The following is a 14,818-nucleotide window of genomic DNA, read 5'->3' on the forward strand; positions in this document are numbered from 1 at the left end:
CATGGTCTTAATCTCCTCGAAGTTATTACTGATGCTTTAGAAGGTAATGTCTCTGTTTTCCTTTCCTCTATTACTACTAGCTAGGCAGTTACAAAAAATCTAAGTATAAGTATATGTAGTAGTGTGACAAGGCTAAAATGTTGTAAAAAAATTGTAGGTTGGGGAGCCACTGCGTTGCGCGGGTTAAGAGCGTTGTAGCAAGTGGCGTTGGAGGCTTTGCCAAAGCCAACATCCTGATATATGTTGGGTTGCGCTCCGCTCCACCCAACCTACGTCTAATGCACAATTTTTTTGCTTTCATACCCTACGTGTATTTCAACAATCAAATATGATTCCTATAGAACTTACGTATGATAGAGACAGCCAATGTGGATTGCCTCTCATTACAAGGCTCTCCCTTGTAATGCTCTTGTGGAGGCTCTGCCCAGTTCCACAGCAGGAGGATGAGATCATCTCCCCCTTCCTCTGACTTGAAAGCTAGCAAAAATTGTGTCCATTCATACAACAAAACAGTAATGATTGTTATAGAGTTGAAAAGCCCTTTACTTTTATACTTTTGGCGAAACTTCACCGCCAAAAAAGCACCAGAGCGATAGGAAATTACTTATGACCAAATGCGATTGATACTTAGTCAAACGCCAACTTGGTTAAGCTGAACATATCCCTGTCAGCAGCATAAGTGACTTCCTACGCCCTGGTTATCTCTTTTAATTATTTTAGCTCAACAGCTTCAGGCGATCGCACAAATAATTCAGTCTAACCAATTAATTTCTGCCAGCTAGAAGGCCCGATAATGCCATCGGCATCTAAACCATTTTGCTTTTGAAAGTTCTTAACTATAACCTCTGTTTGTGGGCCATAGACGCCATCATTATCAACACCTAAACGGTATTGCAAGTATCTGACAACTGCACCACCAGCATGGTTTGGTCTGATAATTCGTTTTGCCAAAATTAGATTTATGGCATTCCATGTAGCTTCGTCAGCAATTCCAGTCGGCTGAACTGCGATAATAGTCTGGAATTTTTCTACGGCAGATTTGGTGCTAGCCCCGGTGAAGCCATCTTCTACTAATGCCTTACCATTTTTATCAGTTATTTTTAGTTGATTTAAGGCCTTTTGCAATCTGAGAATAGTCGCGTCTACATTATTTTCTTCATCTTGTACGGGCTTAACAGGAACACTTGACGCTTTCCCAGTTAAGCCTTTAACGATCGCATTAGCCATTGCTTCAGGATTAAAAAGATTCATATCTTTTTGCGAATCAATGAAGCAACCTTCTACAAGAATCGCAGGCATATCTGTATGTTTCAGAACATACAAGTGGGAACCACTCTTAATGCCGCGATTAAAAAATCCTAACTTGATGATTTCATCTAGTACAGGTTTAGCGATTTTGTTACCTGTATCGCTAGTTGCATATACTTCTGTGCCGTTAGCTTGTCCATTAAAACAGTTAAAATGAATCGCGACGTAAATATCTACTTTGCTTGCATTCGCTGTAGAACATCTTTTTGAAAGCGATTCCGTTACTGTACGGGCACTACTTGGTCTACATACTACGACTTCGTTTCCTAAAGCTCTTAACTTGGCTATAACTCTATTACCTACATCTAGAGTTAAATTATCCTCAAATCTAATTCCATTAGCTCCTGTGTCTGGTGGACAATTGTGCCCACTATCAATTCCAAATTTCATGATTTCATCCTCAACTTACTTATTTTTACACTAGTCCAAAACTCTTCTAATTATAAAGACAAAGTTTTGTTAATAAATCTGTTGAAGTACTTGTTAGCAACAATCGAATTATTTTAAGCATTAGTACGCTGGTAAACAAATTAAATTTTTGCGTGAACCTGAACAGGAAATCTTGTGTGGTAGAATCCACTAATCACAAGATATATCGTAACCAAAAACACAACTATTATAGGTTACCAAAATCGAAAATAACAAGTTAATTTTTGCAATAAATTGAAATACCGCGATTGTCTCCGTTATTCAGATAATAACGCTTTGTAAAAGTAGAAAGCTATGACAAATGTACCTAGTACAAGAAGGCAAAAGTAAAAAGGCAAAAGTAAAAAGAAAGAATGCTTATTTTGTAAGCTTTCTGGCTATTTTAAATGGGTGGTTTATTTACGCCGTGTTGTACTAGTAAGATGCTCAAATCTGTGACATGCTCCACACACTCTTCTTCTCTTGAGAGATGCGGGAAGTCGGTAAAGCGCTAGGGCGCAGTGGCTCCTCAACCTACGCCTAAAATCAATATTTTTGCTAAAAGTCTTATTTTTTCAGGATTCTAGATTATTCTTTCCCGAAAGTGATTAAAGAGCAATACGCTTGGCTTTGTGAAAAATTGTAGGTTGGGTGAAGCAAAGCACAACCCAACAAAGCTATGAAAATGTTGGGCTACCCTGCGGGAAGCCACTTATCTACGTTCGCGCAGCGTGTCGCAGACAGATGCTCCGCGTAGCTTGCTTCTTTGCAGGAGTATGCGTCTACGTTCCTCAACCCAACATAACTTAAGGTTTTTGGCGCTAACCTAGGCGTATTGGATTAAAGAGGATTAAGAAAAGAGGCTCAACATAGGATCTTTAAATTTTGTGAAGCTACTGGAGAATTCCATCAATAAACCCGGTTTAGGTTAGACTCTTTGCTTTCTAGGGGAAGATTAATCTGATAGCCGATTCAACCCAAACTCACATAAGTCGGGACTAGCGATAGTTATCGAATCAGAACTAGTCTGTCGAATTACCCCACCCTAACCCTAACCCTTAGAAAGAGGAGGGAAAGAGATTTCTGATTTCTCCCAATATATCGGGGAGATTAAGGGGTGAGGTGTTAGGGACTTTTGCAAGAGGTATAGTGTCAAGATTGAGAGTTGTTTTCACCTCTACATCAATGGCAGCACATTTTATTACTAAGTGCCTCAACATCAAAATCTGAGATTCTTCAAGAAAAGCTTGACTTGCCTTATCTAGCCTTGTAGGATATTTCCTATCATCTCATTAACTCCCGTAATCCGATAGATTTACAGTACTTTGTAACCTATCTTAGCTTTGGGAGTTTCTTCCATGTCTGTTTAATAAACGAAAATAGTATGTGAGTAAAGCATATTTTTGTGTTTTTGAACAGAATAAATGCCTATTTAATTATAGGGTTTTGTAATCTATTGAGAGTCTTTGTAATTAGTCTCAAGCAGCAATCGCAGATATTTTTACTAACTATTTTGTAACATTTATCTTCTTGAAACTGAATCAATTATTTGTCGCTTTCAAGTTAAAGATTTTATCAACGCCAGCTTCAAGATTAGCATCGCGCTCGCGTTCTGGTATCAATTTTCAATGCCATATATATCGGAGAGAAAAACAATGATCAAGATTGAAGAAAAAGTTCTAGACTCCACATTTCAGTTCTCGGCTCCTGTCACCGCGAACTCTCCAGAACTCCAAACCCTTTTCGATTTTATTGCTTTGGGAGCTGCCGAGCGCGATCGCGATCGCATCCTTCCTTATGATGTGGTCGAACTGCTCCCAATACGGTTCAGTTAAAACCGTATTGAGGGTTTTGTTGCTCATTCTGAACTGTATTGCTTTACTGGGTACTGGGCAAGAAAATATGATAGGACTTACGCACAGGTAACGGAAAATCGAACCACAGAGACACAGAGAACACGGAGAAATAAGAGTTTGAGAGGTATTTTGCGTAAGTCCTGTATGAGTAAGATTTTCTTGGGGTTTGAATCCCCATTCAAATCTTCTCAATCCCCAATCCCCAGTTCAATTACTTTGCTGATTCAGCGGAATTACAATTACAAATTCTGTCCCTTGACCAGGAGCAGAAACACATTGTAATTTTCCCTGATGTTTTTGGGTGATAATTTGGTAACTAATAGATAAACCTAACCCAGTACCTTTACCAATTGGTTTAGTAGTAAAAAATGGTTCAAACAAGTGTTTTTGTACCTTTTCTGGAATGCCTGTACCATTATCAGCAATGCAAATAACTACCTGATTTTCGCCAGTGAGTTTAGTCTGAATGCGTATCTGGGGAGTCGGGAGCGCTTTTTCTCCTACTCCCCACTCAATATTCTCTACTGACTCTTGCAAAGCATCGATCGCATTTGCGAGAAGATTCATAAATACTTGATTCAGTTGTCCAGCATAACATTCTACTAATGGCAGATCGCCGTACTCTTTAATCACCTCAATGGTTGGATGGTTAGATTTAAGTTTGAGGCGATGTTCTAGAATCATCAACGTATTATCTATACCTTCATGGATATTCACTGCTTTCATCTCTGCTTCGTCTAAGCGGGAAAAGTTTCGCAGAGATAAGACAATTTCAGTGATTCGTTCGGCACCAACGGTCATCGAAGTTAGCAAGTTGGGCAAGTCTGCAATCAGGAAATTTAAATCAATAGCTTCTGTTTCTTTTTGAATTTCTGTGGCTGGATGAGGATAGTTTTGCTGATATAGTTGCAGCAGTCTCAATAAATCTTGGATATATTGATTCGCATAGCCGATATTGCCAGAGATAAAATTGACTGGGTTGTTGATTTCATGCGCTACACCTGCGACTAACTGCCCTAAACTGGACATTTTTTCACTATGCACCAGTTGAGATGCTAACTGCTTGGCCTCTTGGCGCAATTGTGCTTCTGAGTATCGCAATATCTGCTCTGCTTGTTTGCGCTGGGTAATGTCGTGAAGAATAACAACGTATTCCTGAAAATCCTGATGAGGTCGGTCTGAAATGGAAACTTCCAGAGTTCTGTTTTTCCCATTACTGAGTAAGGGTTGTTCGCTACGCTTTGTCCACTGGTCTGGATAGTAGACTAATGCGGGTAGCCATTTGTTGAGGTGATTTCCCCGCAACTCAGATGGGTTGACACCAAAGAATGATTTGGTGGCTGGGTTAGCTTGCCGAATAATGCCTTGATCGTCTACGACTAAAATACCATCTTGGGCAACAGTAAACAGGTGTTCGGCAGATTCTCGAGCTTCTGCGATCGCCACCACTTGCGGTATAGTTGTCCAACAAGCGATCGCTACGCCTACAAATGCCACGCTCATCAGCAACACCACAAATATATTCTCACCCCCCGCAATTGCCACGTTATTAAGTTTGACACCAAATAACCAGCCAACTGCCACTGCGCTACACAGTAAAAAAATCAGGATGCTCACCTGAAGAATTACTGAATCTTTGATGATTACCACAGAGCGCGTGCGATATCGCCGCAGCCACCAACTGGTATGGAAGGGAGCAAAATTCACACGGCGAATTACTGCATCAATTCCTAAGACACCAATAGGAAACAATAACCCAATCAGTAAATTAAGCCAACCCCAGGCAAATCCGCCCACCAACAGCACTACAACTTCTAATAGAAAAATGCCTAGAGATATGCGAGGGAACAAAACTTCTGGGCGATCGCGCCCAAGCCAAAGCCCTAGATGCAGTAACATAAAGGAGACAAACCAACCGACGTTACCAACAGCAACGATTCGCGCGACATCTCCCCAAATCAAATAGACTAAGCATAATACCAGTGTCAATGTCAAAGCTGGAACAAACACACCCCGACGTGAGACAACGGAAAATACTGGTGAAATGTGGTTATCTAAGGACAATTGATACAGAATTCGCGGGCAATTAGAAACCACCGTTGCCGAACCTAGTAGACAAGCAGCGACTAACAAAAAAGAAACACTTAAACCAGCAAATCTTCCCCAAAAGGGCAGGGAAGCTGCCACAAGATTCAGAAAAGCATTATCTTTAAGGTTGGGATCTGTTGCTAACCGCATTACTACCCAAGACCCACCCAAAAAGATGGGTGGCATCATCCAAGCGGCAACGTCTAGAAAGCGTAGCGTCTGGGTGGGTTGACGGCTATCAGCGACAAAAGAAGAAGCCGTTTCACAGCTGTAGGTTGCATAAGTGACGAAAAAGAACCACTTTGCCCAATCTACAAAGCTCAAGGATGACCAATTATTAGGAAAAAACCCAGGACTAACGGGAGAAAACGCTAACCAAGTTAGACCTTGCACACAGAAAGTTATTAGCAGTCCAAAGGCTGGAATTACAAAAAACAAATGTAAAATACTTAGGGCGCGAGTCCCACTAAACGCCACGATAAAAGGCAACAGTGTAAAGCTCAAATCCAAAAATATATCTGGACAGGTAATACCCAGCGCCTCCAAATTCACCTTAATTAAATCTCTGAGTACGATTGTATTAACTGACAGGTAAGAAACCCAGTTGAGAAGGTATCCAATTGCTGCATAGCGAGCTAGTCCTGGGTAGTGTTGCAGTAGCTTGGTAGCATAGTTAGGTGTTCCTCCAGCCACATTCATAAAATGTATACCCAAGCGTTTTACTTGATAGTTGAGTAGCATTCCAAAAATCACCGCAGGTATCCAAACAAAAATAGCTTGGAAACCGAGAGCAGCATGAATTGCTGGAACCAATGCTGTCCAAGAAATATGAGCCGTCAAACCAAAACCCCAACTTTCAACAGCACTCAGGCTTCTAGTTAAGCGAGGGTAAGGAGATTGGCCCAAAGTGGAATGAGCAAAATGGGACATGATTGGTAGTCTTGGGTGGGATACTGTAATTAATTAAGCTTACTAACTAGAGTTCCCATCTGCTAAGTGTTCTGAACAGAAAAATTCTGTATGGAGCGTGTCTTAAAATACTTTGATTCTCTCAGCGTCGCGCCAGTCGTAAGCGCACAGCATTGCTCCATTAAATTTGAGGGTTAAGAGAACGAACCGCATACTCCTGCAAAGAAGCAAGCTACGCGCAGCGTCTCGTCAGAGAAGAGCGCAAAGGAAGAAGGAAAGAAGAGAAATTGAAATTTGATTCACCTATCAAAACTTTTGACAGTTAGAGAGACGCGATAAATCGCCGTCTCTACAAGGAATTTATCCATCAATTATTTATTGACAGACTACTAGTCCATAATATCCAACTGTATTCTGATTCCTGACTCCTGAATTCTCTAATAAAACAGGAGTCAGAATTCAGAATACTCATCCAGCCCATTACAAAAAGAGTATGGAATTTAATCATTCGTAGGTTGGGTGGAACGTAGTGAAACCCAACATCAACCCCTCAATATTTCCGAACTCCTTTATACCATACTCAGCACTCTAAGGTCGCTTGATGGCTAAAGTAAGTCCATCGGCGATGGGGACAAGGGAGAGTGTTACTCGTTCGTCATGATGTAACTTTTTGTTGAGCGCCCGGAGTGCTTGGGTGCTTTCATCTTGAATTTGCTCCTGGGCAACTTTTCCTGACCATAAAACATTATCAATCGCAATCAATCCACCTGGACGGACTAATTGCAGCGATCGCTCATAATATCCATCATAATTTTCTTTATCGGCATCAATAAAAGCAAAATCAAATGTCTCGGCTTGCCCAGTTGCCAATAATTGATCTAAAGTCTCTAAAGCTGGTGCTAATCGTAGATCGATTTTATCGGCAACCCCAGCTTCTTGCCAATATCGACGGGCGATCGCAGTAAATTCTTCACTCACATCCGCAGCAATGATTTTCCCATCAGCCGATAGTGCCAAAGCTACAGAAAGTGAGCTATAACCTGTAAACACTCCAACTTCTAGGGTTTTCTTGGCTCCAATTAACTGTATCAGAAGTCTCATAAACTGCCCTTGTTCTGGTGAAATCTGCATTCCACCCCTGGGGTGACTAGCAGTTTCTTGGCGCAACTTCCTAAGAATCTCTGGTTCCCGCAGCGAAACGGATAAAAGATAATTGTAGAGTTGGTTATCAAGACCTATAGACTGTTTTGGCATGGTAGATGAGAAAATTAAGAGAATCTACAGTTATACTATCGCTGATAAGTGGAATTTCAGGAATAACATGGTGCGGTTAGTTTTGACAGCAATATTGCTAGTGTTAGTAACAGCTTGTGGCAGTATTGGACTGCTACCGACTAGCGAGTTAGTGCAAAAAGCGATCGCACTTGGGTTAGAACAAACTCAACAAAAACTTAGCCAACAATTGGATCTAGATTTTCAAGGATTTGAAATTAAGCGGCTATCAATTACCCAGGAACAACCCTTAACCATTGAAAATTTACCAGCTTTCCGCGTTCGGGGAACCTACGACTTGATTGTTAAGCTACCAAAACGAAGCTTGACGCAACCACAAAAACCCTTTGACGTTTACCTGCAAATTCAGCAAGAAGGTAAAACCTGGCGATTGCTGCTTCCAGAAAAAGGCAGTAAAAATACTCAATCAATTTGGCGTAGCTATCTCATCCAATAGCTGGTATGTGCAACTAGAAAAATCATCACAATCCTTTCTGTCGCTATTTTCCATAAAAAGGTAGTTAAATCGGCGGTTAGAAACCATTTACCTGAAAATTGCTGTAATTGGCGTAGCTATCTGATCGAAAAGCTGGTGTGTGCAAAGGGAAAAACCATCACAATAATTTACGTATAACTGCTGGGTTACAGTCATGATCGAGGTAATAGTTTCACCGGAGACAGGGCAAGATGTATATTAACTTTTTCATCAGTTCTATAGCTGGAATTGTAGTTGTAGTGCTGGCGGCTTTTGGACTACTGCAATGGTTGCACATCCCTGCGGGTAACTTTCTTGATTGGGTGATTGGTGGTGCAAGTTTTTGGTGGCTGTTGGTAATTGTTACCGTACCGTGGAATGTGCATTTTCAAGCCAAAGAAGTCTTAGCAGAAGCAGCACAATCAACTGAGAAAGGGATTCCAGTCGATGGGAAACAAGTGAAGTATGTCACACTTTTGGCCAAGCGATCGCTCTGGGTTGCCATTGCTCTACACTTATTCTCAGCCGTTGGTCTTTATACTCTGGCTGCTACAGGTATTAGTACGGTGGGATATATAAGTTCTGGTGCAGCTTTGTTATTAACAATTCTGCGTCCCGCGATTCGCGCTTATGAGTATTTATATGCACGGCTAGCGATGATTCGCCAAGAATGGAAGTATCCCCGCGAAGATATTTTTGAACTGCGCGATCGCTTCTCTACATTGGAACAAAAAATTCAGTCGTTGGAAGATCAACTCAACCCAGAACAGCCCTATTCCTTATCTGCAACTCAACAACGCTTTGCTGAAGAGACTCGCAGAGACTTAGCCCGAATTGCGGCTAACTTAGAGGAATTACGGGCGACAAATCAAACCGAACATGAGCGTTTGGCAAGAGAAGCCAGAAATGCGATCGCGCAACTTTCCACCGACGGGCAATTTCTCGATCATGTCCGCGAAATCATTCGATTTTTTAAGACTGCTTAATTATTACAAGAAACTTGACGATTAGAAATCACAGCTACACAGGTAAAACCCATCTAAGCAGATTAAAAAACCCTTGATTTTGCATTAGTCCACGGAGGTGGACTTTGCTTGTGTAGCCGCGACTTCTAGTCGCCCGACTTATTTAACTTGGAATTTCCTAACGGCGTCTGCTGCCAAAACCAGTTGAACGACGGGGTGCTGTACTACGCCCACTACCAAAACCGCTACCAGAATTGCGTTTGGTAGTGCTGGAGTTACCAGAGGGTCTTAAGTTACTACCGCCAAAACCAGAACCAGAAGGACGGTTATTACCTGTAGTGCTACGCGGTGTATTGGGTACATTTGAATTTCCAGGATATGACCTTCTGATTGTCCCTGTATTGCGGAACGCAGTACGGTTTGTCACGGCTGCGGGTGGCGTGTTGTAGCGAGTTTGATAGTTTTGAACTGCTTGGCCATAGCTTCCGCCATATCCACCGAAGCCACTTAATCCTTGTCCTGGTTGATAGACAGGGGGTACATAATACTGGGGTCTAAACAACAGACTACCAAGTGCCTGACCCGCCAAGCTACCAGCTACAGACCCAGCAAAGGGGGCCCAGAAGCTATTTTCTCGACGGACTACAACCGCCTCTTGTTGTCCTGTTTGGGGATTGGTTTTATTTTCGGTAACGTTGTGGACATACTCAATTTTAAAGTCTTCCGTTAGATATAAAATCGGTTGTCCTTTTTCTACCTTTAGATAGGTCTTCTTACCCTGCTTGATTTCATCATCAGTTAACCGTGCCATTTGCAAATTTTCGGTTGAAAATGTCGGTGGCTTATTATTAAGTAAAAACAAGCTGTACTCACCACTTGCATCATCATAAGTAGCTTGTTGTATTTGATACTGCCCGTCACTCAGCTTAGTGGTATTAGAGGTTTGGTTAACGTTCTTAGCTGAAGAGTTGGTTTGGTTTTCGCCACCACAGGCGACAGTTGTGATACACAAACTCAGAGCTAAAAAAACGGCTGTAAATTTACGTACTATGGTCATGATCATTGGATTATTGTCCTACCTCTGAGCTTAACAATTTCTCGATGTGAGTAGTAAGTACGGACTACCCAACAGATTACAAAGGAATCAATTCTGGGTAATATTGCAAAAGTTGATCGCTAGTAAGTTCATCGCCTAACTGTGCTGGCGAGAAATGTACCTGGATTGCCTGGAGCTTATGTTTATAGTGTAGGTTGATTAAGGCTTTCAAAGCTTCCTTGAGTGCCTGAACGTTAGAAAGGTCAGTTTCTAACTCTGGTACTTCTCCTTCATAAGCTACTGTAAGCATCACAATGACATTACGGGTTACAGGTATTGATAAAGGTTCATTCAATTCAGAGTCAGAACTGTAATTTGGTTCACTGAGATATCTTTCGGCAGAGTTCGTAAATAATTCATTGACGTAATCTCCCGCCTCGCCTTCACTCCAAAAGACATCACCTTCGTTAGCAGCAGAAAGCCAATATTCATCATATTGCAGCAGGGTTTGGCTAATTTCTACTAATCCTTCTCCCAAAACTTCTAAGTCACCATCGGCATCAATCGCATCTCGCCCAGCACTATTTAATAGTCCCAAAATTGGCGCTACTTCGCCTCCCCCTAAGTGCAGAAATAGGCGGAATACTACATAGCGAGTTCGACCGATCATTTTATTAAAAATGTTGCTCATTTTCTTCCTCTATCTTTTTTTTATTAGTCATGAGGCATTGAACTAATGACAAATAGACATCTCCAGAAATTAAATATGCGTTATCCAGAGTCCTTGTAGAGACGTAGCATTGCTACGTCTCTACATTCATTTTCACCAGATGTCTAATGATAAATGACTAATGACTAATATAGTGAAATCCTTTGATAAAATCTATAATCATGTCTAAGGAAGGTAATATATATTTTGTTGGTTCACTGGATATATCATCATAAGCTGAAGCCTTGAGAGCAGAACGATTAATAAATCTTTTCCCAAAGTAGGGATGGTCATGGACAATCAAAATGTGGGCGCTGGAATTTGTTAAAATTATTTGGGTTGGGGCTTTACAAAAATTTAACTTTGCAGCTACTTCAATATTTTTTTTCACCTGTTTAATTGTTGTAGCCTGACTTATGGCTTGTTCTAAAAGAATATTTAATTGTTTCACCATATCGGGTGATTTTAAATCTTGGTTCCCAACAAGTTGACTATTAATCATTTCCACCATGCTGGAAATATTTTTTTGAGTAGATGCGGCATCTAAAAAGGGAAGAATCACAATGTAAGCAGTGGGGAATAATGCTTCGTCGCTATCTACATGAAAGGTGAAAATAGTTCGACGACGACCACTTTCGATGCTTGGGGGTTGTTTTAGGAGCCGATATTCTTGAGCAATTTGGTAGTAAGCGCCTGCGATCGCAAAATTGGCTTCGTGTTCTAGGGCTGCATCAACGATAATCCTTATTGTTGGGGGTGTTTCGTTAAAAAAATCTCGTGACTCTTCAGAATGGAAGTTTTGGATAATGGAGCGATCGCCATTTGGACTAAGATCAACCCATTCACAAATCATCCCTTCAGTTTTTAAACCAAATCTGGAGGTGGCATAAAGCTTGGCTCCAGTTAAAGTTGCTCCTGTTAAGTCAGCACCGACCCATTCTGCTCTAATTAATTTTGCCTGGGTTAAGTTGGCGTGGACTAAACTCGTATTCGTTAAATTGGCATTGCTTAAATCTGCGCCAATTAAATCAGCGCCGCTCAATTTTGCCCCGCTCAAATCTGCCCACCGAAGATTTGCACCGCTCAAGTCTGCCCACCGGAGATTTGCGCCGCTCAAGTCTGCCCCGCTCAAGTTAGTATGGCTAAGATTGGCTTGTCTGAGTTCAGCTTCTCGCAAATTTGCACCGCTTAGATCGGAACGACTCAGGTCACTGGAGTTTAAGTTAGCCATCTCTAAGTTAGCTCCCGTCAAAGAAGCACCTTTCAAGACGGTCTCATTCAAGTTAGCGTGACGGAGATTCGCTTGGCGGAGTGTCGCCTCTCGCAAATCGGCACTGGTGAGATCAGCTTCCAACAGGTCAGCGCGACTAAGGTCAGCGCGAATTAACTCGGCGCGGATCAATGAGGCTCCTCTTAGTTGAGCGCGACTGAGATCCGCTCGAATCAAATTAGCGACGTTGAGACTGGCATTGTTCAAAATAGCGCTGCATAGATTCGCGCCACTCAGTCTAGCTACATTTAGCTTGGTATTGCTCAAGTTAGCTTCACTCAAATTCGCGCCACTCAGGTTAACTATACTCAAATTAGCATCGCTAAGATTCACACCACTGAGTTTGACCCCACTCAAGTTAGCTTCTGCAAGGTCAACACCACTAAAGTTTAAGACTCCTGCTGTATATTTTTCTAGTAATTCCTCTACAGTCATTGATGCTACCCCTTGGATGCCAACTTTAATAGTTGGTAAAGTCATAAAAACAGAATGTCAAAATCAAAAATGAATATTGGAATTTTAGGATTGGGACTGATTGGCGGATCTTTGGGTTTTGATTTGCGATCGCAAGGACATCATATCTTAGGAGTTAGTCGCCGTGAAGCCACCTGTCAAAAGGCAGTTAGTCTCGGCAGTGTTGATGAAGCATCTGTTGATCTGAGCCTGTTAGCAGCCGCAGAAGTTGTATTTATTTGTACACCTCTAGCCCTTATTGTGCCCCAATTTGAGCAGTTAATCGCTCATTTGTCTGTGGCAACAGTCGTAACTGATGTGGGTTCGGCGAAAGTACAGATAGTTAAGGAAATTTCCCCCCTTTGGGATAATTTTATCGGCGGTCATCCAATGGCTGGAAGAACAGACAATGGCATAGAAGCTGCACAACGGCATTTATTTGTCGATAAACCTTATGTTCTAACACCAACGACTACAACACCAATTAGTGCAATTACGGTTGTGGAAGAAATTGTGCGAGCGCTGGGAGCGAATATCTACTATTGTCAACCAGAACAACATGACCGTGCGGTGAGTTGGATTTCCCATTTACCTGTAATGGTCAGTTCCTCGTTGATTGCTGCTTGTTTGAGTGAAAGTGACCCCGATGTTTTGCAACTAGCCCAAAAGTTAGCTAGTTCCGGTTTTCGGGATACCAGTCGTGTGGGAGGCGGGAATCCAGAGTTGGGTGTGATGATGGCGCGGTATAATCGTCAAGCTTTGCTGCGATCGCTGCAACAATATCGTCATCATCTCGATGAGTTGACTAACTTAATCGAGCAAGAAAATTGGACAGTTTTAGAAGAAAAGTTTAAATCAAGGCAACAGGCACGACCTGATTTTGTTAAATAGTTGTTGGGTGCGTTCAGCTATCGTTAACGCAATACGCTTGGGTTAAGAAATTTATCCGTTGAGGCAGGCAGGGGGAGCAGGGGATGCAGGGGGAGAAAAAAGCTTATCTGAACCGTATTGATCGTTAACGCACCCATTTTTATATTTGGTGGGGCAACAATTCAGTCGTGGATTTAGAACCACGACTGATAGCGCAGCATTAGCGAGTATTTTCGAGTTTCGTCTTGATTCTGACTCCTGAATTCTTCTTCAATTCTGAATTCTGACTCCTGAATTCTTTTCTCATAAAATCTTTAAAAAATGCTACTCAACAGTTTGATAGCCACCAAACCGATGTACTATACAGATAAATTTACAAAAATCAACAATGGTAGAACGCCCAATCAAAAAATCGGAACGTCAGTCCCAAGAAAGCACTGACAAAAATTCCGAGAACACGGATTCTATAACTCCGATTGAATCCAACCCCAAAAACTCAAAACCGAGCCGTAATCGCTCGTCTGATAAAGGGAAAAAATCATTAGGGGATGAAAACAGGCAGCAGGGAAATCCTGCCCTAGCGCGTGGCCCAAAACCCGTTAAACTTCCAGCCCCCAAAGTCAAAACAGAAGAACTTGAAACCGAATCAGAATCCGTCTCTGAGGAGTCTCAAGAGTAGTATTACTATTGTTGCGTGTGATGTGGGAGGCTATAAGTATATGAAGACTGGGATTTCTGGCTCTGAAAGCAGCGATCGTGCCCCCCATCACCATTAGGTTATTTTTAGCGATCGCATCATCTCACAGGTTTCCTGTATCTAAAAATGCGCGGAAGGGTAGGTGTAAAAATTCCACAGCCTCAAAAAAGTGCTTCTATCTCAACACCAGCAAGCATTTCACCTCATTAATGACCCGATCGTCATCCGCGCAATCTTTGAAATGCTTACAAAAACTGGGTGTCAGCCTTCAATCTTTCCCGAAACTCTTCCCAAAGAAATTCTCTAATGCTATGATTACTCTAGATTCGCGCAACTGCACCTTGAAAACTAAATATAGCTTGGCTTTCAGCCTGCCGCTATTGCAATTCATCAAAATCCCTATTAGGGATTGAAACATTTACAAGCCTTCAAAATCAATTATTTATAATAATTGCAATTCATCAAAATCCCTATTAGGGATTGAAACGTTTTTGGGGCGATT

General features: G+C 41.8%; 11 protein-coding genes and 1 CRISPR repeat array (1 of these 12 cut by a window edge). Of the genes, 5 read left to right on the forward strand and 6 right to left on the reverse strand.

Annotated elements, in window-relative coordinates; genetic code table 11:
- Window positions 1-756: 756 nt before the first annotated feature.
- Window positions 757-1,698, reverse strand: coding sequence for an N-acetylmuramoyl-L-alanine amidase (locus V7K67_RS32600; protein WP_334733695.1), 942 nt, complete (start codon window positions 1,696-1,698; stop codon window positions 757-759).
- A 1,673-nt stretch (window positions 1,699-3,371) separates the two neighbouring features.
- On the opposite strand from V7K67_RS32600, the gene V7K67_RS32605 reads away from it, so the two are divergent.
- A complete protein-coding gene (locus V7K67_RS32605) occupies window positions 3,372-3,551 on the forward strand; it encodes a hypothetical protein (RefSeq protein WP_334733694.1) in 180 nt (59 codons plus the stop codon).
- Window positions 3,552-3,779: 228 nt separating this feature from the next.
- Here the strand turns inward: V7K67_RS32605 and V7K67_RS32610 are convergent, their stop codons facing one another.
- A complete protein-coding gene (locus tag V7K67_RS32610; RefSeq protein WP_334733693.1) occupies window positions 3,780-6,590 on the reverse strand; it encodes an ATP-binding protein in 2,811 nt (936 codons plus the stop codon).
- Between the two features lie 567 nt (window positions 6,591-7,157).
- On the reverse strand, window positions 7,158-7,823 hold the full coding sequence (locus tag V7K67_RS32615; protein ID WP_334733692.1) for a class I SAM-dependent methyltransferase: 666 nt from the start codon (window positions 7,821-7,823) through the stop codon (window positions 7,158-7,160).
- Window positions 7,824-7,890: 67 nt separating this feature from the next.
- Between V7K67_RS32615 and V7K67_RS32620 the strand changes: the two genes are divergently transcribed.
- Window positions 7,891-8,298: a hypothetical protein gene (locus V7K67_RS32620; RefSeq protein ID WP_335170135.1), complete on the forward strand. Its 408-nt coding sequence runs from the start codon at window positions 7,891-7,893 to the stop codon at window positions 8,296-8,298.
- 230 nt (window positions 8,299-8,528) lie between these two features.
- The gene (locus V7K67_RS32625) at window positions 8,529-9,302 is read left to right on the forward strand and encodes a hypothetical protein (RefSeq protein ID WP_334733690.1); all 774 of its coding nucleotides are present in this window, start codon (window positions 8,529-8,531) and stop codon (window positions 9,300-9,302) included.
- A gap of 157 nt (window positions 9,303-9,459) precedes the next feature.
- Here V7K67_RS32625 and V7K67_RS32630 read toward each other — a convergent pair whose 3' ends face one another.
- The 3 genes from V7K67_RS32630 to V7K67_RS32640 form a co-directional block, all read right to left on the reverse strand.
- Window positions 9,460-10,344, reverse strand: coding sequence for a hypothetical protein (locus V7K67_RS32630; protein WP_334733689.1), 885 nt, complete (start codon window positions 10,342-10,344; stop codon window positions 9,460-9,462).
- A gap of 70 nt (window positions 10,345-10,414) precedes the next feature.
- Window positions 10,415-11,008 carry a DUF1517 domain-containing protein gene (locus V7K67_RS32635; RefSeq protein WP_334733688.1) on the reverse strand — a complete coding sequence of 198 codons (594 nt, stop codon included), beginning with the start codon at window positions 11,006-11,008 and terminating at the stop codon, window positions 10,415-10,417.
- Window positions 11,009-11,165: 157 nt separating this feature from the next.
- On the reverse strand, window positions 11,166-12,731 hold the full coding sequence (locus V7K67_RS32640; protein ID WP_335170153.1) for a pentapeptide repeat-containing protein: 1,566 nt from the start codon (window positions 12,729-12,731) through the stop codon (window positions 11,166-11,168).
- Window positions 12,732-12,800: 69 nt separating this feature from the next.
- Between V7K67_RS32640 and V7K67_RS32645 the strand changes: the two genes are divergently transcribed.
- Window positions 12,801-13,640 (forward strand): prephenate/arogenate dehydrogenase, encoded by an 840-nt coding sequence (locus tag V7K67_RS32645; protein WP_334733699.1) that lies wholly within the window; start codon window positions 12,801-12,803, stop codon window positions 13,638-13,640.
- 367 nt (window positions 13,641-14,007) lie between these two features.
- Complete coding sequence (locus V7K67_RS32650; protein WP_334733687.1) at window positions 14,008-14,298, forward strand: hypothetical protein; 291 nt, start codon at window positions 14,008-14,010, stop codon at window positions 14,296-14,298.
- A gap of 397 nt (window positions 14,299-14,695) precedes the next feature.
- Window positions 14,696-14,818: direct repeats of the CRISPR family, unit length 37 nt; unit sequence ATTGCAATTCATCAAAATCCCTATTAGGGATTGAAAC (it continues 413 nt past the right edge of the window).

It is taken from the genome of Nostoc sp. (genome assembly GCF_036917155.1).
Lineage (GTDB): Bacteria > Cyanobacteriota > Cyanobacteriia > Cyanobacteriales > Nostocaceae > Nostoc.

Bases quoted from the DNA above. Each gene is read 5' to 3' on its own strand.
- V7K67_RS32635 (WP_334733688.1), bottom strand. From the start codon at position 11,008: ATGAGCAACATTTTTAATAAAATGATCGGTCGAACTCGCTATGTAGTA.
- V7K67_RS32615 (WP_334733692.1), bottom strand. From the start codon at position 7,823: ATGCCAAAACAGTCTATAGGTCTTGATAACCAACTCTACAATTATCTT.
- V7K67_RS32640 (WP_335170153.1), bottom strand. From the start codon at position 12,731: ATGACTGTAGAGGAATTACTAGAAAAATATACAGCAGGAGTCTTAAAC.
- V7K67_RS32625 (WP_334733690.1), top strand. From the start codon at position 8,529: ATGTATATTAACTTTTTCATCAGTTCTATAGCTGGAATTGTAGTTGTA.
- V7K67_RS32600 (WP_334733695.1), bottom strand. From the start codon at position 1,698: ATGAAATTTGGAATTGATAGTGGGCACAATTGTCCACCAGACACAGGA.
- V7K67_RS32645 (WP_334733699.1), top strand. From the start codon at position 12,801: ATGAATATTGGAATTTTAGGATTGGGACTGATTGGCGGATCTTTGGGT.
- V7K67_RS32610 (WP_334733693.1), bottom strand. From the start codon at position 6,590: ATGTCCCATTTTGCTCATTCCACTTTGGGCCAATCTCCTTACCCTCGC.
- V7K67_RS32630 (WP_334733689.1), bottom strand. From the start codon at position 10,344: ATGATCATGACCATAGTACGTAAATTTACAGCCGTTTTTTTAGCTCTG.
- V7K67_RS32650 (WP_334733687.1), top strand. From the start codon at position 14,008: ATGGTAGAACGCCCAATCAAAAAATCGGAACGTCAGTCCCAAGAAAGC.
- V7K67_RS32605 (WP_334733694.1), top strand. From the start codon at position 3,372: ATGATCAAGATTGAAGAAAAAGTTCTAGACTCCACATTTCAGTTCTCG.
- V7K67_RS32620 (WP_335170135.1), top strand. From the start codon at position 7,891: ATGGTGCGGTTAGTTTTGACAGCAATATTGCTAGTGTTAGTAACAGCT.